This is a genomic window from Xenophilus arseniciresistens, from assembly GCF_028023875.1.
Taxonomy (GTDB): domain Bacteria; phylum Pseudomonadota; class Gammaproteobacteria; order Burkholderiales; family Burkholderiaceae_C; genus Xenophilus; species Xenophilus arseniciresistens.
In genome coordinates, this window is record NZ_JAQIPB010000002.1 from 586,478 (window position 1) to 603,457 (window position 16,980).

Sequence of the window (16,980 nt, forward strand, 5' to 3'; positions counted from 1 at the left end):
GGCCTGCCCTCAGCCCTTCAGCGACGCCTCAAGCTCCTTGCACGAGGGGGCACACACAGGTTGCGCCTTCCCCAGCACACGCTTGGTCTGCATCAAGGAGCGGGGCCGGTGCTTGCCGCACAGGAAGCAGGACATGGTCGCGCCGCTGAAGGAAGACGAAGCCTTGAAGGGCGAGCCGGGCGTCTTGGACTTGTAGCGCAGTCCGCCTTCGCTCACCGTGGTTTTGACATCAGCGCTGGCCATGGTGATCTCCTTGCGCACAAGCGCCACAGATGGGATACAAACGGGAAGAAATAGCTTTCATGCAGAGCATAGGGGGCGATTTTCGGACTTTTTTGCGGCATTGCGGTCATGCAGGCTTTTGATCGGCCATCTTTGGTCACAAAAACTTGGCGACAGGCAGCTCCTGCATGCCTTTTGCGCCTCACGCACAATCCGCGCCATGCAGCTCAACTTCATTGCCAATGCGCAAGTGCCTTCGGCTTCCGGCCGGGTGCTTCCCGTTCTTGACCCGTCCGACGGACAGGCTTTCACCGAAATCCAGCGCAGCCAGGCCAGCGACATCGATGCCGCCGTGCGCGCCGCGCGGGATTGCTTCGAAGGTGTCTGGCACAAGACCAGCGCCGCCGAGCGCAGCCGCCTGCTCTACAAGCTGGCACAGAAGATCGCCGAGCATGCCGACGAACTGACGGCGCTGGAACAGCGCGACTGCGGCAAGCCCACCAAGCAGGCCCGGGCGGATGCACTGGCCCTGGTGCGCTATTTCGAGTTCTACGCCGGCGCCTGCGACAAGCTCCACGGCGAAACCATTCCCTACCAGGACGGCTACAGCGTCTTCACCTGGCGCGAGCCCCACGGTGTCACGGGCCACGTGATCCCGTGGAACTACCCGATGCAGATCTTCGGCCGCAGCGTCGGCGGCGCCCTGGCGGCCGGCAACGTGTGCGTGGTCAAGCCGGCTGAAGATGCCTGCCTGTCGCTGCTGCGGGTCGCGCAGCTGGCAGCCGAAGTCGGCTTCCCGGCGGGCGCCCTGAACATCGTGACGGGCTATGGCCACGAGGTCGGCGATGCGCTGGCCCGCCATCCCGGCATCGACCACATCAGCTTCACGGGCAGCCCCAAGGTGGGCACGATCATCCAGCAGGTGGCGGCCGAGCGGCACTGCCCCGTCACGCTGGAGCTGGGCGGCAAGAGCCCGCAGATCATCTTTGCCGACGCCGACCTGGACGCGGCGGTGCCCGTGGTGATCAATGCCATCGTGCAGAACGCCGGCCAGACCTGCTCGGCCGGCTCGCGCGTGCTGATCCAGCGCGAGATCTACGAACCCTTGCTGGAGCGCCTGGGCAAGGCCTTCGAGGTGCTGCGCGTGGGCCCCGCTGCGATGGACCTGGACGTCGGCCCGCTGATCCGGCAGAGCCAGCAACAACGGGTGTGGGATTTCCTCTCAGACGCGCATGCGGCGAATATTCCGATGGTGGCCCAGGGCCAGGTCGTGGAGGAAGCGCCCGATACCGGCTTCTACCAGGCGCCCACGCTGCTGCGCGACGTGCCGGTGGACCACCGGCTGGCCCAGGAAGAAGTGTTCGGCCCGGTGCTCGCCGCCATGGCTTTCTCGGACGAGGACGAAGCGGTGGCCTTGGCCAACGCCACCCAGTTCGGCTTGGTGGCCGGCGTCTGGACGCGCGACGGCGCGCGCCAGTTCCGCATGGCCAAGCGCGTGCACAGCGGCCAGGTCTTCATCAACAACTACGGCGCGGGCGGCGGCGTGGAGCTGCCCTTCGGCGGCGTGAAGTCTTCGGGCTACGGCCGCGAAAAGGGCTTCGAGGCGCTGTACGGCTTCACCACGCTCAAGACCGTGGCCATCCGGCACGGCTGAGCCAGCGAGGGCCTGCGCCCCCAATGAAAACGGCGCCCCATGCGGGCGCCGTTTGTCTTCAAGACGGCGGCGGCGAGGCCAGCCGCGCGCAGTCAGCGTCGGCCGCCCAGCAGGCTGCCGCCTGCCTTGAGCAGATCACCCAGGTCGAGCTTGCCATCACCGTTCTGGTCCAGCACTGCGCCCAGCAGCCCGCCCGCGGCGCCGCCCTGGTCCTGAATGCGGCTGGATTCCTGGCCCAGCATACTGCCCAGGCCGCCTGCGTCCATGCCGCCGCCCTGCTGCGTGCGCTGGGCCAGGAAGGACATGACGATGGGCGCCAGGATCCGCAGCAACTGGCTCACCTGCGCACCGCCCAGGCCGGTGGCCTGGCCCAGTCCGCTCTCGGCACGCGATTGCGCGCCACCGAAGATGTGCCCCAAGATGCCGCCGGCATCCGGCTGCGAAGCGGCGCCGCCCGCACCCGCGCCACCGCCGAGCAATGAGCCCAGCAGCCCGCCCAGGTCCATGCCGCCGCCCGCATGGTCGCGCTGCAGTGCGCCGAACAGGTCCGCCGCGCCTTGCGGCTGCTGGGCATTGCGCCCCAACGCGCCCAGCAGCATGGGCAGCGCAGCCCCGACGGCCGCGCTGGCCTGCTGGGTGTCGGTGCCGAGCTGGCCTGCGATCTGCTGCAGGGGCGCGCCCTGCAACTGCGAGAAGAGGTCGTCGACGAGGGAGGTGGAGGCGTTCATGGTCGGTCCTTGGCGTCAGAAGAAGGGCCGATGGCCCGGCACCTGATCTTATCGAGCCCGTGTTGCACGGCTGCGCGGCGCCGGCAAGCCGGGCTGGCAGCGATGACTTTTGGCGCAGCCCACCCGGTTTTGCGCCGGGGCTGCGGCGCCGTGGCCGCGTCAGCCGAGCGCCGTGTCCAGCAGCATCATGAGCACGAAGCCCACCATCAGGCCGCCCGTGGCGAAGGCTTCGTGGCCCTTGCGATGCGACTCCGGGATGATCTCGTGGCTGATCACGAACAGCATGGCGCCGGCCGCAAAGCCCAGCCCCCAGGGCAGCATGGCCGCGGATTGCTCCACGATGCCCGCACCGATCACCGCGCCCAGCGGCTCGACCAGGCCCGAGGCCATGCCCAGCGCCACAGCGACGCCGCGCCTGTAGCCGGCGGCCAGCAATGCCACGGCCACCACCAGCCCCTCGGGCACGTCCTGGATGGCGATGCCCGTGGCCAACGCATTGGCGCCAACGCTGTCGGTGCCCGCATAGCCCACGCCGATGGCCAGGCCTTCAGGCAGGTTGTGCAGCGCAATCGCAAAGACGAAGAGCCAGGTGCGGCGCAGCTTGCGCCCGGCCAGCGCGTCCTGGCCCTCGCGGCCCTTGATGAAGTGCTCGTGCGGCAGCGCCTTGTCCATCAGCATCAGCACGGCCGCGCCCAGCAGGATGGCACAGCCCACCACCCCGCCCGCAGCCCAGGCGCCACCGCCCCACAGCATCTGCGATTTCGCGGCCTCCAGCCCGGGCATGATCAGCGAGAAGGCGCAGGCCGCGAGCATCACGCCCGCGCCGAAGCCGAACAGCGTGTCCTGCACGCGCTCCGACAAGCGCTGCGAGAACAGCACAGGCAGCGCACCCAGCGCCGTGGCCAGCGCCGCCGCCGAGCCCCCCAGCAAGGCCTGCCAGACCACCGGGCTGCTGCGCACGAACTGCCAGGCCTGGCTCAGCAGCAGCAACGCGCCAAAGGCCACCAGCGCCATTCCCAGCACGCGGCGCCAGTGCCAGCCACTGCGGCGGCTGATGGCGGGGGAGACGGGGTGACCACTCATGCGAACTCCTGCGAGATGGCGGCGCGTGCCTGATCAGCCGCGTGCGGCGGCGTAGCGCCGGGCCACCTCGGCCCAGCGAATCACGTTATAGAAGGCCGCGATGTACTCGGGGCGGCGATTCTGGTAGCGCAGGTAGTAGGCGTGCTCCCACACATCCAGTCCGAGGATCGGCGTGCCGCCCGAGCCCACGCCGCGCATCAGCGGGCTGTCCTGGTTGGCGCTGCTTTCCACGGCCAGGCGACCGTCTGCGCCCACCACCAGCCAGGCCCAGCCGCTGCCGAAGCGGCTCAGCGCCGCCTTGGTGAAGGCTTCCTTGAAGGCCTCGAAGCCGCCGAGTTCGCGGTCGATCGCCTCACGCAGCGCGCCCTCGGGCGCACCGCCACCGCCGTCTGCGGGCGGTGCCATCACGGTCCAGAACAGCGAGTGGTTGGCGTGGCCGCCGCCGTTGTTGCGCACCGCGGCGCACAGCGCCTCGGGCAGCTCCTGCACGCCAACGATCAACGCTTCGACGGGCATTTCCGCATGGGGCGTGCCCTGCAGCGCTGCGTTGAGGTTGTTGACATAGGTCTGATGGTGCTTGCTGTGATGGATCTCCATCGTCTGCGTGTCGATGTGCGGCTCCAGGGCGTCGACGGCGTACGGCAATGGGGGCAAGGTGTGTGGCATGGTCGATTTCTCGGTGGGTGGTGAAGCGGAAGAAGGCACGCGCGCTCAGTGGCGCAGGCCGCAGGAGATGTCCACCGCAGGCTGAGGCCCCTGGCACACACGCTCGTCGGTGCGCGGATGCGGCTCATGCTGGCGCTGCCAGTCCGGCAGGACGCAGCGGGTCTGGCCAGGGCCGGGATCGGGATCAGGAAGGCGCGCAAGGGGCGCACCGGAGGCAGTCAATGCAGGCACATGCATCTCCATCGATGGAAAGCTGGGCCCTTTGCGTGCACGGCTGCGTAATCAGGCGATGGCTAATGATATTCATTCTCAACAAAATCTGTCGAGTCCGGCTTTTGTTTTTCCAAGGCCCTGGTGCCCCGCGGACAAGTCCATCTCCGTAAACTGGCGCCCCCTCCTCTTCGCACGACGCGCACCCGCCCCGCCGGGGCACCTGCACCGCCGCCCACCATGGCCACCCGCGTGATTCCGCTGATCGACCACCGCGCCGCCGCCTTGCCGGTGCCGGTGGCCGACGGCGCCTGGGCCGGGGCGCAAGCGCTGGACCAGCGCCAGCGTCCGCTGACCGATCTGCGCATCAGCGTGACGGACCGCTGCAACTTCCGTTGCAGCTACTGCATGCCCAAGGAGGTGTTCGACAAGGACTACCCCTACCTGCCGCACAGCGCACTGCTGAGCTTCGAGGAGATCACGCGGCTGGCCGGCGTGTTCGCGCAGTTGGGTGTGCGCAAGATCCGGCTCACCGGCGGCGAGCCGCTGCTGCGCAAGAACATCGAAGCGCTGATCGAGCAACTGGCTGCGCTGCGCACGCCCGAGGGCGCCCCGCTGGAGCTGGCGCTGACCACCAACGGCTCGCTGCTCGCGCGCAAGGCCGCAGCGCTCAAGGCCGCGGGCCTGCAGCGCGTGACCGTGAGCCTGGACGGGCTGGACGACGCCGTCTTCCGGCGCATGAACGACGTGGACTTTCCCGTGGCGCAGGTGCTGGCCGGCATCGACGCCGCGCTGGCCGCCGGGCTGGGGCCGGTCAAGGTCAACATGGTGGTCAAGCGCGGCACCAACGAGGACCAGATCCTGCCCATGGCCCGGCACTTCCGCGAGCACCATGGCGGCCAGGTCGTGCTGCGCTTCATCGAGTACATGGACGTGGGCGCCACCAACGGCTGGCGCATGGACGAAGTGATGCCTTCCGCAGAGGTCGTGGCGCGCATCGACCAGGCCTTCGCGCTGCGCCCGCTGGAAGCCCACACCGCCAGCGAGACCGCGCAGCGCTGGGGCTACGCCGACGGCCGCGGCGAGGTCGGCGTCATCAGCAGCGTCACGCGCGCCTTCTGCCACGACTGCAGCCGCGCCCGGCTGTCCACCGAAGGCCAGCTTTACCTGTGCCTGTTCGCGCACCAGGGCCACGACCTCAAGGGCCTGCTGCGCGGCGGCGCGGACGATGCGCGCCTTGGCGCCGCCATCGCCGCCATCTGGCAGGGGCGCGACGACCACTATTCCGAAATGCGGGCCCGGCTGGAGCCGGATCGCGCCTCTGCGGGCGCGCCGCGGCGCGTGGAGATGAGCTACATCGGCGGCTGAGCGCCGCTGATGACCATTTGGCTGCGGCTTTTTTGCGATGAGGCCGGCGCAGCCGCCCGCCTTTGTGATTGCTGACGATGACTTCCCCTGATCGCCCACCCTTGACCCCCCCTGCAGCTGCGGCCGCCGACCTCGCCGTGGCGCAGGTCCAGGCGCGGCTGCAGGCGCTGGCCGCTCCACTGGCACTGACTGGCCGTGCGCGGCCCCAGACCCTGGCGCTGCACGAGGCCCTGGGCCGCGTGCTGGCGCAAGACCTGATCTCGCCCCTGGACGTGCCACCGCACGACAACGCCGCCATGGACGGCTATGCCTTCGATGGACAGGTGCTGCAAGACACGCCCACGGATGGCCGCGGCTGGCAATGGCAGGTGGTGGGCACTGCGCTGGCCGGCCGGCCCTGGACGGGCACGCTGCAGGCCGGCCAGGCCCTGCGCATCATGACCGGCGCCGTGATGCCCGCCGGCGCCGACACCGTGGCGCCGCAGGAGCTGTGCAGCCGCGAAGGCGACACGCTGCGCCTGCCCGCCGATGCGGGCCTGCGCCCTGGCGCGCACCGCCGCCTTGCCGGTGAAGACCTGGCCGTCGGCCAATGTGCCCTGCCCGCGGGCACGCGCCTGGGCCCGGCCGCCGTCGGGCTGCTGGCCAGCCTCGGCCTGGCCAGCGTCGAAGTCCTGCCCGCGCTGCGCGTGGTGCTCTTTTCAACCGGCGACGAGCTGCTGGAGCCCGGCCAGCCGCCGCGCCCGGGCGCCATCTACGACAGCAACCGCTACACGCTGCGCGCGCTGCTGGCGCGCCTGGGCTGCGAAGTGCTGGACCTGGGCCAGTTGGCCGACCAGCCCAATGTGCTCGAAGCCTCGCTGCGTCAGGCCGCAGGCCAGGCCGACGTGATCATCACCAGCGGCGGCGTGAGCCAGGGCGATGCCGATCACCTGCGCAGCGTGCTGCAGCGCATGGGCCAGATCGACTTCTGGCGCGTGGCCATGCGCCCCGGCCGGCCGCTGGCCGTGGGCCTGCTGCCCGCACCCGCCCCGGAGGCTGCCGCGCGGCAGGCCCTGCTGTTCGGCCTGCCCGGCAACCCGGTGGCGGCAATGGTGAGCTTTCTGGTCTTCGTGCGCCCCACCCTGCTGCAGCTCATGGGCTGCAGCGCGCCAGCCGAGCTGCAGCCGCCCGTGCTGCGGGCGCGCAGCCTCAACCCCATCCGCAAGCGCCCCGGCCGCACCGAATACCCGCGCGCCTGGCTGCATGCCCACCCGGGCCGCCTGCCCGAGGTGCAGGTGGCGGCTGAACAGGGCTCGGGCCTGCTCAGCGGCATGCAGGCGGCCAATGCCCTGGTGCTGCTGCCGCATGACGCAGGCCCCGTGGAAGCCGGCGATGAAGTGGATGTGCTGCTGCTCGATTCGCTGATCTGAGCAGCCGGTCGTTCATACGGTTTTGCATTCAAGCGCAGAGCGAGGCGGGGTGCCGCCGACAGTGCTGACGCACGGCAAGGCACCCCAACGAAGCTATGCGTTTGAAGGCAGAACCGTATCAGAGCCGGCCCAGCGCCTTGAGCACACCCTGGTTGGCCAGCGCGTCGGCCTTCTCGTTGCCCACGTCGCCTGAATGGCCCTTGACCCAGCGCCACTCGATCTGATGCCCGCCCTGGCTGACCAGCGCATCCAGCCGGCGCCAGAGGTCGGCGTTCTTCACCGGCTGCTTGGATGCAGTGACCCAGCCCTTGGCCTTCCAGCCGCGGATCCATTCGGTGATGCCCTGGCGCACGTACTGGCTGTCCAGGTACAGCAGCACCTTGCAGGGGCGCTTGAGCGCCGCCAGGCCCTCGATGACGGCCGTCAGTTCCATGCGGTTGTTGGTGGTGTCGGCCTCGCCGCCGAACAGTTCCTTCTCATGGCTGCCCGACTTGAGCCAGACCCCCCAGCCGCCCGGGCCGGGGTTGCCCTTGCAGGCGCCGTCGGTGTAGATCACAACTTCGTTCAAAACCGCTGTTCTTTCTTCTTGGTCAATGAATGAGGGGCCGGCGCAGCCCGCGCGCCGCGCCGGTGAACCTTGCTGGTCACGGCCACGGGCGCGCCGGCACGCGCGCGGCTGCGTTTCCAGTCTGCCGTCAGCAGATGCATGCCGCGCACCCGCTTGACGGCCACGATGAAGTAGGCCGCCCCGAAGATGGGCCAGGAGCGCTCGCCCAGCCCGTCCAGCCAGCGAAAGCGCTCCAGCCAGGCTTCGCTGCGCACGCCGGGACGGTACAGGCCGAAGCGGCTGGACTCCACCTCGAAGCCCAGCAGCCGCAGCCAGTCGCGCATGCGCCAGTAATGGATGGCTTCGCAGGCCGCGGGCAGGTAACTGTCGCCCACGCCCATGCGCGCATAGATGCGCGCGCGGCGCTGGCGCAGCCCCCAGAGGCTGACCGGGTTGAAACCGCTGAGCACCACCCGGCCTTCGGGCACCAGCACCCGCTCCACCTCGCGCAGCGCGCCGTGCGGGTCGGCGCTGAGCTCCAGCGTGTGCGGCAAGGTCACCAAATCCAGGCTGCCTTCGGAAAAGGGCAAGGCCTCGAAGTCGGTGATCAGCTGGGCCTGCGAGGCCGTGGAGAAGCGAGGCTGGGGCTGCGCCAGCGCCAGCCAGCGGTGGGGCATGCGGTTGGCGGCCAGCGTGGAAAGCTCGGCCAGGCCCAGTTGCAAGGCGTGGTAGCCAAACACATCTGCCACCGCCTCGTCGTACTGGGCCCGCTCCCATGCCAGCAGATAACGGCCCGGCGGAGTGTCCAGCCAGGGACCCAAACCTATAATTTCGCGGCTCATGACCCTCGTTCCGTTGCCCGCTTTTGCCGACAACTACATCTGGACGCTGCAGGTCGGAACGCACGTGGTCGTGGTCGATCCGGGCGATGCCCGGCCGGTGTTCGATTGGCTCGCGCTTCGGCCCGACCTGACACTGTCGGCGATTCTAGTCACGCACCATCACGGCGATCACACCGGCGGGGTGGCGCAGCTGCGCGACGCCACGGGCGCCACCGTGTACGGCCCGGCCACCGAAGCCATCCCCGAGCCCTTCGTGCCCTGCAGCGGCGGCCAGCGCGTGCGCGTGGCCGGCCTGGCATTCGACGTGCTCGATGTGCCCGGCCACACCGCCGGCCACATCGCCTACTGCCTGCCGGCCGATCAGGCGCAGCAGGCCGGCGGCGAGGCGGTGCCGCTGCTCTTTTGCGGCGACACGCTTTTCTCTGCGGGCTGTGGCCGCCTTTTCGAAGGCACGCCGGCGCAGATGCTGGCCTCGCTGGACGCACTGGCGGCGCTGCCAGACGCCACGCGCGTATGCTGTGCCCACGAATACACGCTGTCCAATCTGCGTTTCGCCCTCGCCGTCGAGCCAGCCAACGCCAGGCTCGCCGAGTACACCACCTGGTGCGAACAGCAGCGCGCCGCCGGCCAGCCCACGCTGCCGGCACAGTTGCTGACCGAACGCCAGGTCAACCCCTTCCTTCGCAGTCGCGAAGCCTCCGTCACCCGCGCCGTGCAGGCGCACGCCAGCCTGCCCGCCGATGCGGACGAGGTGGCCGTGTTTGCCGCGCTGCGCCAATGGAAGAACGACTTTCGATGAAGCTTTTGCTTGCGGCCTTGATGGCCGGCTCACTCCTGCTGGCCGGTTGCGCGACCGGCCCAGGCGCCGAAGGCGGCGCCAGTGCCACGAGCGGTGGCAGCGCCAGCGCCACCGCGGCAGCCCCGGTCTACCCCAACGGCACGCTCTCTCCCATCACCGCCGGCCGCACCGGCGCCAGTGGCCGCAGCGTGGTGATGACGGCCCCGCCGGTCGACATGTGGGACCGCATCCGCCGCGGCTTCCGCATGCCCGACCTGGACAGCGACCTCGTGCGCGACCGCGAGCAGTGGTATTCGACGCGGCCCGACTACATCGAGCGCATGGTCTCGCGGTCGAACCGCTACATCTTCCACATCGTCGAAGAACTCGAGCGCCGCAACATGCCCACCGAGCTGGCGCTGCTGCCCTACATCGAAAGCGCGTTCAACCCGCAGGCCGTCTCCAGTGCGCGCGCCGCGGGCATGTGGCAGTTCATGCCCGCGACGGGAACCGACTACGACCTCAAGCAGAACATCTTCCGCGACGACCGCCGCGACGTGATCGCGTCCACGCGCGCCGCGCTGGACTACCTGCAGCGGCTGTACGGCATGTTCGGCGACTGGCACCTGGCGCTGGCCTCCTACAACTGGGGCGAAGGCAGCGTGGTCCGCGCCATCGCGCGCAACAAGGCGGCCGGGCTGCCCACGGGCTACACCGACCTGCGCATGCCCGACGAGACGCGCTACTACGTGCCCAAGCTGCAGGCCGTGAAGAACATCGTGGCCGATCCGGCCCGCTTCGGCGTGGACCTGCCGCTGATCGCCAACCACCCCTACTTCCAGACCGTGCCGCTGACGCGCGACATCGACGTGGAACTGGCCGCCAAGCTGGCCGACGTGCGCGTGGAGGACTTCCGGGCCCTGAACCCCGCGGCGCACAAGCCCGTGCTGCTGGCCGCGGGCGGCACCGAGATCCTTCTGCCCTGGGACAACGCGGCCGTCTTCCAGCGCAACTTCGAGGCCTACACCCAGGGCCAGTACGCCAGCTGGACCGCCTGGACGGTGCCCAGCACCATGACGGTGGCCGACGCGGCCCAGCGCTCGGGCATGAGCGAAAGCGACTTGCGTGCGCTCAACAACATCCCGCCACGCATGATGATCAAGGCCGGCTCCACGCTCATCGTGCCGCGCAGCGCGCGCGTGCAGGAAGACGTGGCCGCCGTGGTGGCCGACACCGGCCACCTGAGCTTCGTGCCCGAGGTGGTGACGCGCCGCACCGTGGTGCGCGCCGGCCGCAACGACAGCGTGAGCGCCATCGCGCGCCGCTATGGCGTGAGCCCCGCCAACGTGGCGCAGTGGAACGACGTGAGCACCTCGCACGTGTTCAAGCGCGGCCTGCAGGTGGTGCTCTACCGCCCCGTGCGCGCATCGTCCGGCGCCAGCGTGGGGTCGGGCGCGCGCGGCAGCGCCAAGCGGCCGGTGGTCACGGCCAAGCGCGGCGGCGGCGCCAACCTGAGCTCGGCACGCGCGGCCGCCACGAGCAAGCGGCCTGCGGCGGCGACCCCCGTCAAACGCGGCGGCGCCTCCAGCAAGAAAAAACGCTGAGCACCGCTTGCAGCCACGGCCACTGCGGCAACACCACAACGATCCAGACCCGAAGGGAGTTTTCAGATGGCCGCAGAAGGCAGCGCAGGTGAACTGATCAAGGTCGTCACCCTGCTGGGGGCCGCCGTGGTGGCCGTGCCCCTGTTCAAGCGCATCGGGCTGGGCTCGGTGCTGGGCTATCTGGCCGCGGGCCTGGCCATCGGCCCCTTCGGCCTGGGGCTGTTCAGCGACCCGCAGACCATCCTGCACACCGCCGAGCTCGGGGTGGTGATGTTCCTGTTCATCATCGGCCTGGAGATGCGCCCTTCCCACCTGTGGAGCCTGCGGCGCGACATCTTCGGCCTGGGCAGCCTGCAGGTGGTGGTCTGCGGACTGCTGCTCACGGGCGTGGGCATGGCCTTCGGCTTCCCGGCGCCCGTTTCCTTCGTCAGCGCCATGGGCTTCGTGCTCACCTCCACCGCCATCGTCATGCAGCTGCTGGGCGAGCGCGGCGACATCGCGGCGCCGCGCGGCCAGAAGATCGTGGCCGTGCTGCTGTTCGAAGACCTGCTCATCGTGCCGCTGCTGGCCATCGTGGCCTTCATGGCGCCGACCAGCGCAGGCGACGCCGCGACGGCGGCCTCGCGCTGGACCAGCGTCGCCGTTGCCCTGGGGGCGCTGCTGGCCCTGGTGGCGGCGGGCCGCTGGCTGCTGAACCCGCTGTTCCGCATTCTGGCCAATGCCAAGGCGCGTGAAGTGATGACCGCCGCGGCGCTGCTGGTGGTGCTGGGCGCGGCCCTGCTGATGCAGCTGGGCGGGCTGTCGATGGCCATGGGCGCCTTCCTGGCCGGCGTACTGCTGTCCGAATCCACCTTCAGGCACCAGCTCGAAGCCGACATCGAGCCCTTCCGCGGGCTGCTGCTGGGCCTGTTCTTTTTGGGCGTGGGCATGTCGCTGGACCTGGCCGTGGTGGGCCGCAACTGGCCGCTGATCGTGGCCGGCGTGCTGGCCATGATGCTCGTCAAGGCGCTGTGCATCTACGGCGTGGCGCGGCTGGCCCGCAGCAGCCATGCCGACGCACTGGACCGCGCGGTGCTCATGGCCCAGGGCGGCGAATTCGCGTTCGTGCTCTTTGCGGCTGCGCTGGCCGAAGGCGTGATCGACCCCACGGTCAATGCCAACATGACGGCCATCGTGGTGCTCTCGATGGCCCTGACGCCGCTGGTCGTGATCGCCCACAAGCGCATGTCCCCGCCCGAGCCCATTTCCCTGGAAGGCGTGCAGGAGGCCCATGGCCTGTGCGGCAAGGTGCTGGTGATCGGCTTCGGCCGCTTCGGCCAGGTGGCCAGCCAGGGCGTGCTGGCGCGTGGCGCCAGCATCTCGATCATCGACAACAGCACGCAGATGATCCGCGACGCCGACTCCTTCGGCTTCACCGTCTACTACGGCGACGGCACGCGGGCCGACGTGCTGCACGCGGCCGGTGCGGCGTCGGCGCGCGCGATCCTGGTGTGCATCGACGACAAGGCCGCCGCGACGCGCATCGCCGAAGTGGTGAAGGCCGAGTTCCCGCAGGCCCAACTGCTCGTGCGCGCATGGGACCGCGAGCACGCGCATGAGCTGCTCAAGGCCGGCGTGGACTTCCAGACCCGCGAGACTTTCGAATCGGCCATGCAGATGAGCCATCAGGCCGTGATGGCCGTGGGCGCGACCGAGACCGAAGCCGACGAGGTGATCGAGGCCGTGCGCCGCCGCGATGCCGAGCGCTTCGACCTGGAGAGCACGGGCGGCCTGTTCGCCGGCCGCTCGCTGATCCTGAGCAACCGCAACGCCGAGCAGGATCCGGAGTTCGCGCAGCCCGGGCAGGCCGCCCAGGCCCAAAGCCAGCCCAACTGAAAAGCACGCGCGCTACAGCCGCTCGGCCTGGGCGCTTCGCGGCTGCCACTTCATCAACCGTCGTTCCGCGGCGCCCACCAGCGCGTCCAGCGTCAGCGCGAAGGCCGTGAGCACGGCAATGCCCGCGAAGACGGTGTTGACGTCGAAGGTGCCCTCGGCCTGCAGGATCAGGTAGCCCACGCCGCGGGCGGAGCCCAGGTACTCGCCCACCACGGCCCCCACGAAGGCCAGCCCCACCGAGGTGTGCAGGCTGGAGAAGACCCAGCTCGTGGCACTGGGCAGGTACACCGTGCGCAGCAGCTGCCGTTGCGTGGCGCCGAGCATGCGCGCATTGGCCAGCAGCACGGGGCTGACTTCGCGCACGCCCTGGTAGACGTTGAAGAAGACGATGAAGAACACCAGCGTGACGGCCAGCGCCACCTTGCTCCAGATACCCAGGCCGAACCAGAGCGCGAAGATGGGCGCGAGGATCACGCGCGGCATGGCGTTGGCCGCCTTGATGTAGGGGTCGAGGATCAGGCTTGCCGTGGGCGCCAGCGCCAGCCAGAGGCCGCAGGCCAGGCCCAGCACGGTGCCGATGGCAAAGGCGAGCCCGGTTTCCAGCAGCGTGGTGCCCAGGTGGCGGTAGATGTCGGCGTTGCCGGGCAGCCCTTCGGGGAACAGCGCGCCGGGCGGCAGGCTCCAGGGCAGGAACCAGCTCCAGACGCGGCCCGCGACCTTGATCGGTTCTCCAAGGAAGAAGGCCACCTTGGTGTCGCGCGCGGCCACGTGCCAGAGCACCAGCAGCGCCAGCAACAGCAGCACCTGCCAGATGCGCGCATTGCCTGGATGGGGCCGCAGCTTCATGCCGCGCCCCGCTGCAGCTGCTGGGCATAGCCCTTGAGCACCTCGTCGCGCAGCACGGCCCAGATCTGCGCATGCAGCGCCATGAAGCGCGGCTGCGCGCGCACCTGTGCCACGTCGCGCGGGCGCGGCAGGTCGATCACGAATTCGCCCATCGGGCGCGTGCCCGGCCCGGCCGACAGCACCACCACGCGGTCGCTCATCGCGATGGCTTCGTCCAGGTCATGCGTGATGAAGAGCACCGCCTTGCGTCCGCCGCGTCCGGCGGGCAGGCCCTCCTGCCTCGGCCCGGCCCACAGCGCCAGCACTTCGTTCTCCATCAGCTGGCGGGTCTGCACGTCCAGCGCGCTGAAGGGCTCGTCCATCAGGATGATGTCGGGGTCCATCACCAGCGTCTGGGCCAGCGCCGTGCGCTTGCGCATGCCGCCCGAAAGCTGGTGCGGGTAGCGGTCGCCGAAGCCTGCCAGGCCCACGCGGGCCAGCCAGTGCCGCGCCTGTTCGCGTGCCTGCGCCTGTGGCAGAGCGCGGTACTGCAGCCCCAGCATCACGTTCTGCTCGGCCGTGCGCCAGGGCAGCAGCGCGTCGGCCTGGAACATGTAGCCCGCGCGCGTGTTGATACTTGACAGCACCTGCCCGAAAACCTCGACCTGCCCTTCGGAGGGCGCCAGCAGGCCTGCCGCCACATTCAACAGCGTGGACTTGCCACAGCCGGTGGGGCCCACCACCGACACGAACTCGCCGGCCGCAACCCGCAGGCTCGTGCGGTCCACCGCCGTGTAGGGCTCGCCGCCCACGCGCGCACGGAAGGTGCAGCGGATGTTGCGCAGTTCCAGAGCTGGCGGAGACATCTCAGAGCCTGCCTCAGGCTTTGAAGCGGTCCTTGGCCCTGCGGGCGAAGTCGTTGGTGTAGAGCTTGTCGAGGTCGATGCGCTCGGGCTTGACCTGCGTGTCGAAGCTGGCGATGGCGTTCAAGGCGGTCTTCGGGCCTTCGGCCGGCACCAGGCCATCGGGCGAGATCGACTCGCGCACCTTGTCGAAGGACGCCAGGTACAGCGCCCTATCGCCCAGCAGATAGGCTTCGGGCACGGCCTTGATGATGTCGCCCGGTCCGGCCGTCTGCAGCCATTTGAGCGCATGCACGATGGCATGGGCCAGCGCCTGGCAGGTGTTGGGGTTCTTCTGCACGAACTCGGCCGGCGCATAGAGGCAGGCCGCAGGCATCGGGCCGCCAAACACCTCCTGCGTGCCCTTGAGCGTGCGCGTGTCGCTGATGATCTTCACGTCGCCCTTTTGCTCGAGCATGGTCATCACGGGGTCGGTGTTGCTGATCGCATCGATCTGGCCCGAGCGCAGCGCCGTGAGCGCGCCGGCGGCCACGCCCACGCCCACGTAGCTCACGTCGGCAGCCTTGAGCCCGGCGCGCGAAAGCACGAGGTTGGCCACCATGTTGGTGGACGAGCCCGGAGCCGACACCCCGATCCTCTTTCCGCGCAGATCGGCCACGCCCTGGTACTGGGGCAGGTTGCGCGTCGACACCCCCATGGCGATCTGCGGCGCGCGCCCCTGCAGCACGAAGGACTGGAAGAGCTGGCTCTTGGCCTGCAGGTTGATGGTGTGTTCAAAGGCGCCCGAGCACACATCGGCCGAGCCGCCCACCACCGCCTGGAGCGCCCGCGCGCCGCCCGCGAAATCGGCGATCTCCACGCTCAGGCCTTCGTCGCGGAAGTAGCCCAGCTGTTCCGCGATGGTCAGTGGAAGGTAGTAGAAGGCCGCTTTGCCGCCCACGGCGATGCTGAGCCTGGGCTTTTCGAGCTTGGGCTGGGCCCGCAGGGCCGGCACCGCCACCAGGGCCACGCCGGAGGCTGCGGCCAGAACGTGGAAGGAGCGGCGGGTGAGCGAAGCGGGCATGGCAGCGTGCAAGAAGCAGAACTGCGACTGAGCTTAGGGGCCGCCCCGAAGCGCCTGAATCAGGAACATCCCCACGCGGGTTTTCACCGCCCGCTCAACGCGCCACGGGCGCAACGAAGAAGATCGCGAGATTGACGGCAAGCGCCAGCACCCAGACCAGGCTGCGCGCAGTGCCCAGGCCGCGCAGGTACAGCGCGATGTAGACCACGCGCAGCAGCACATAGGCCAGCGCCAGCGCATCGACGCGCGCCATGTCGGCCCCCAGCTGCTGCGCCGCCAGCACGGCCGCGAAGAACAGTGGCAGCCCTTCGAAGCTGTTGGCCTGCGCAGCCAGGCCGCGCGCACGCCAGCCGCCCTGGCGCACGGCCCATTCGCGCGGCGCCAGGTTGTCCCTGGGCCGGAAGGCGCCGGCCTTGGCGATCCAGGCGGCCACGAAGGGCAGCACGGCGGCCGCGATGAGGCACCAGTGGGCCAGGCTCAGATGCGTAAAGCTCATGATGCGGGTGTCCTTGGTGCTTCGAGGAGGAGGAGGAGGAAGAAGTGGTGGAGGCGGCGGTGGCGCGGAAAGCCGGCCCGCCAGGGCGAGTCAGCGCCGGTCCACCAGCGCATGGGCGATGGTGCCCAGGTCCACATATTCGAGTTCGCTGCCCGCGGGCACGCCACGCGCCAGCCTTGTGACCGTGAGGCCGCGCGCGCGCAGCACCTCGCCGATCACATGGGCCGTGGCCTCCCCCTCGGCCGTGAAGTTGGTGGCCAGGATCACTTCGCTGACCTGCCCATCCAGCGCCCGCGCCATGAGCTGGTGCATGCCGATCTCGCGCGGGCCGATGCCGTCCAGCGGGCTGAGCTTGCCCATCAGCACGAAGTAGTAGCCTCTGAAGGCACCCGTGCGTTCCAGCGCCGCCTGGTCGGCCGGCGTCTCGACCACGCACAGCTTGCCGGCATCGCGCCGCGGGTCTGCGCACAGGCTGCACAGCGGCGACTCGGTGAAGGTGTTGCAGCGTTCGCAATGGCGGATCTGCTGCGCCGCCGCCTGCAGGGCCCGCGCCAGCAGTTGCGCGCCCTCGCGGTCGTGCTGCAGCAGGTGAAAGGCCATGCGCGAAGCCGACTTGGCGCCCACGCCAGGCAGGCGGCGCAGGCTTTCCACGAGGGTGTCGAGCGATGACATCTAGGGGGTCAGGATTGGGCGTTGAGCGTTTGGCGTCCGGCGTTCTCGCCAAACGCCCGACGCTCAACGCCAAAC

Annotated in this window: 17 protein-coding genes; 6 read left to right on the forward strand and 11 right to left on the reverse strand. The window is 69.6% G+C overall.

Annotated elements, in window-relative coordinates:
* Positions 1–9: 9 nt before the first annotated feature.
* Complete coding sequence (locus PGB34_RS07340; protein ID WP_271427407.1) at positions 10–243, reverse strand: hypothetical protein; 234 nt, start codon at positions 241–243, stop codon at positions 10–12.
* A gap of 199 nt (positions 244–442) precedes the next feature.
* Between PGB34_RS07340 and PGB34_RS07345 the strand changes: the two genes are divergently transcribed.
* A complete protein-coding gene (locus tag PGB34_RS07345) occupies positions 443–1,876 on the forward strand; it encodes an aldehyde dehydrogenase family protein (protein WP_271427408.1) in 1,434 nt (477 codons plus the stop codon).
* Between the two features lie 92 nt (positions 1,877–1,968).
* On the opposite strand, the gene PGB34_RS07350 is transcribed toward PGB34_RS07345, so the two are convergent.
* The 3 genes from PGB34_RS07350 to PGB34_RS07360 all read right to left on the reverse strand — a co-directional run bounded on the left by PGB34_RS07350 (position 1,969) and on the right by PGB34_RS07360 (position 4,353).
* Positions 1,969–2,604: a DUF937 domain-containing protein gene (locus PGB34_RS07350; RefSeq protein WP_271427409.1), complete on the reverse strand. Its 636-nt coding sequence runs from the start codon at positions 2,602–2,604 to the stop codon at positions 1,969–1,971.
* Positions 2,605–2,763: 159 nt separating this feature from the next.
* A complete protein-coding gene (locus tag PGB34_RS07355; protein ID WP_271427410.1) occupies positions 2,764–3,687 on the reverse strand; it encodes a ZIP family metal transporter in 924 nt (307 codons plus the stop codon).
* A 33-nt stretch (positions 3,688–3,720) separates the two neighbouring features.
* Complete coding sequence (locus PGB34_RS07360) at positions 3,721–4,353, reverse strand: superoxide dismutase (RefSeq protein WP_271427411.1); 633 nt, start codon at positions 4,351–4,353, stop codon at positions 3,721–3,723.
* A gap of 450 nt (positions 4,354–4,803) precedes the next feature.
* Between PGB34_RS07360 and moaA the strand changes: the two genes are divergently transcribed.
* Both moaA and moeA read left to right on the forward strand, forming a co-directional pair.
* Positions 4,804–5,931: a GTP 3',8-cyclase MoaA gene (gene moaA, locus PGB34_RS07365; RefSeq protein ID WP_271427412.1), complete on the forward strand. Its 1,128-nt coding sequence runs from the start codon at positions 4,804–4,806 to the stop codon at positions 5,929–5,931.
* A gap of 101 nt (positions 5,932–6,032) precedes the next feature.
* A complete protein-coding gene (moeA, locus tag PGB34_RS07370) occupies positions 6,033–7,340 on the forward strand; it encodes a molybdopterin molybdotransferase MoeA (RefSeq protein ID WP_333909021.1) in 1,308 nt (435 codons plus the stop codon).
* A 118-nt stretch (positions 7,341–7,458) separates the two neighbouring features.
* Here moeA and rnhA read toward each other — a convergent pair whose 3' ends face one another.
* Positions 7,459–7,908: a ribonuclease HI gene (gene rnhA, locus PGB34_RS07375; RefSeq protein ID WP_271427414.1), complete on the reverse strand. Its 450-nt coding sequence runs from the start codon at positions 7,906–7,908 to the stop codon at positions 7,459–7,461.
* Positions 7,905–8,729: a class I SAM-dependent methyltransferase gene (locus tag PGB34_RS07380; protein ID WP_271427415.1), complete on the reverse strand. Its 825-nt coding sequence runs from the start codon at positions 8,727–8,729 to the stop codon at positions 7,905–7,907. The genes rnhA and PGB34_RS07380 overlap by 4 nt, the downstream gene beginning before the upstream one ends.
* On the opposite strand from PGB34_RS07380, the gene gloB reads away from it, so the two are divergent.
* The 3 genes from gloB (at position 8,728) to PGB34_RS07395 (ending at position 12,986) form a co-directional block, all read left to right on the forward strand.
* Positions 8,728–9,528: a hydroxyacylglutathione hydrolase gene (gene gloB, locus PGB34_RS07385; RefSeq protein ID WP_271427416.1), complete on the forward strand. Its 801-nt coding sequence runs from the start codon at positions 8,728–8,730 to the stop codon at positions 9,526–9,528. The two genes, PGB34_RS07380 and gloB, sit on opposite strands and share 2 nt — an antisense overlap.
* On the forward strand, positions 9,525–11,111 hold the full coding sequence (locus tag PGB34_RS07390; protein WP_271427417.1) for a transglycosylase SLT domain-containing protein: 1,587 nt from the start codon (positions 9,525–9,527) through the stop codon (positions 11,109–11,111). The genes gloB and PGB34_RS07390 overlap by 4 nt, the downstream gene beginning before the upstream one ends.
* 66 nt (positions 11,112–11,177) lie before the next feature.
* A complete protein-coding gene (locus PGB34_RS07395) occupies positions 11,178–12,986 on the forward strand; it encodes a monovalent cation:proton antiporter-2 (CPA2) family protein (RefSeq protein ID WP_271427418.1) in 1,809 nt (602 codons plus the stop codon).
* Between the two features lie 12 nt (positions 12,987–12,998).
* Here the strand turns inward: PGB34_RS07395 and PGB34_RS07400 are convergent, their stop codons facing one another.
* From PGB34_RS07400 to recR, 5 genes are all read right to left on the reverse strand, one after another.
* Positions 12,999–13,832, reverse strand: coding sequence for an ABC transporter permease (locus tag PGB34_RS07400; protein WP_271427419.1), 834 nt, complete (start codon positions 13,830–13,832; stop codon positions 12,999–13,001).
* Complete coding sequence (locus tag PGB34_RS07405) at positions 13,829–14,677, reverse strand: ABC transporter ATP-binding protein (RefSeq protein ID WP_271427420.1); 849 nt, start codon at positions 14,675–14,677, stop codon at positions 13,829–13,831. Before PGB34_RS07405 ends, PGB34_RS07400 begins: the two co-directional genes overlap by 4 nt.
* A gap of 13 nt (positions 14,678–14,690) precedes the next feature.
* Entirely contained in the window at positions 14,691–15,737 is a 1,047-nt protein-coding gene (locus tag PGB34_RS07410) for an ABC transporter substrate-binding protein (protein ID WP_271427421.1), read from the reverse strand.
* A 94-nt stretch (positions 15,738–15,831) separates the two neighbouring features.
* Positions 15,832–16,233 (reverse strand): MAPEG family protein, encoded by a 402-nt coding sequence (locus PGB34_RS07415; RefSeq protein WP_271427422.1) that lies wholly within the window; start codon positions 16,231–16,233, stop codon positions 15,832–15,834.
* A 90-nt stretch (positions 16,234–16,323) separates the two neighbouring features.
* Complete coding sequence (gene recR, locus PGB34_RS07420) at positions 16,324–16,905, reverse strand: recombination mediator RecR (RefSeq protein WP_271427423.1); 582 nt, start codon at positions 16,903–16,905, stop codon at positions 16,324–16,326.
* Positions 16,906–16,980 lie beyond the last annotated feature (75 nt).

Excerpts from the sequence above, each read along its gene's own strand:
- PGB34_RS07380 (WP_271427415.1), bottom strand. The coding sequence starts at position 8,729 with ATGAGCCGCGAAATTATAGGTTTGGGTCCCTGGCTGGACACTCCGCCG.
- PGB34_RS07405 (WP_271427420.1), bottom strand. The coding sequence starts at position 14,677 with ATGTCTCCGCCAGCTCTGGAACTGCGCAACATCCGCTGCACCTTCCGT.
- PGB34_RS07350 (WP_271427409.1), bottom strand. The coding sequence starts at position 2,604 with ATGAACGCCTCCACCTCCCTCGTCGACGACCTCTTCTCGCAGTTGCAG.
- PGB34_RS07410 (WP_271427421.1), bottom strand. The coding sequence starts at position 15,737 with ATGCCCGCTTCGCTCACCCGCCGCTCCTTCCACGTTCTGGCCGCAGCC.
- PGB34_RS07340 (WP_271427407.1), bottom strand. The coding sequence starts at position 243 with ATGGCCAGCGCTGATGTCAAAACCACGGTGAGCGAAGGCGGACTGCGC.
- PGB34_RS07360 (WP_271427411.1), bottom strand. The coding sequence starts at position 4,353 with ATGCCACACACCTTGCCCCCATTGCCGTACGCCGTCGACGCCCTGGAG.
- PGB34_RS07400 (WP_271427419.1), bottom strand. The coding sequence starts at position 13,832 with ATGAAGCTGCGGCCCCATCCAGGCAATGCGCGCATCTGGCAGGTGCTG.
- PGB34_RS07345 (WP_271427408.1), top strand. The coding sequence starts at position 443 with ATGCAGCTCAACTTCATTGCCAATGCGCAAGTGCCTTCGGCTTCCGGC.
- PGB34_RS07355 (WP_271427410.1), bottom strand. The coding sequence starts at position 3,687 with ATGAGTGGTCACCCCGTCTCCCCCGCCATCAGCCGCCGCAGTGGCTGG.
- moaA (WP_271427412.1), top strand. The coding sequence starts at position 4,804 with ATGGCCACCCGCGTGATTCCGCTGATCGACCACCGCGCCGCCGCCTTG.
- PGB34_RS07395 (WP_271427418.1), top strand. The coding sequence starts at position 11,178 with ATGGCCGCAGAAGGCAGCGCAGGTGAACTGATCAAGGTCGTCACCCTG.
- PGB34_RS07415 (WP_271427422.1), bottom strand. The coding sequence starts at position 16,233 with ATGAGCTTTACGCATCTGAGCCTGGCCCACTGGTGCCTCATCGCGGCC.
- recR (WP_271427423.1), bottom strand. The coding sequence starts at position 16,905 with ATGTCATCGCTCGACACCCTCGTGGAAAGCCTGCGCCGCCTGCCTGGC.
- gloB (WP_271427416.1), top strand. The coding sequence starts at position 8,728 with ATGACCCTCGTTCCGTTGCCCGCTTTTGCCGACAACTACATCTGGACG.
- PGB34_RS07390 (WP_271427417.1), top strand. The coding sequence starts at position 9,525 with ATGAAGCTTTTGCTTGCGGCCTTGATGGCCGGCTCACTCCTGCTGGCC.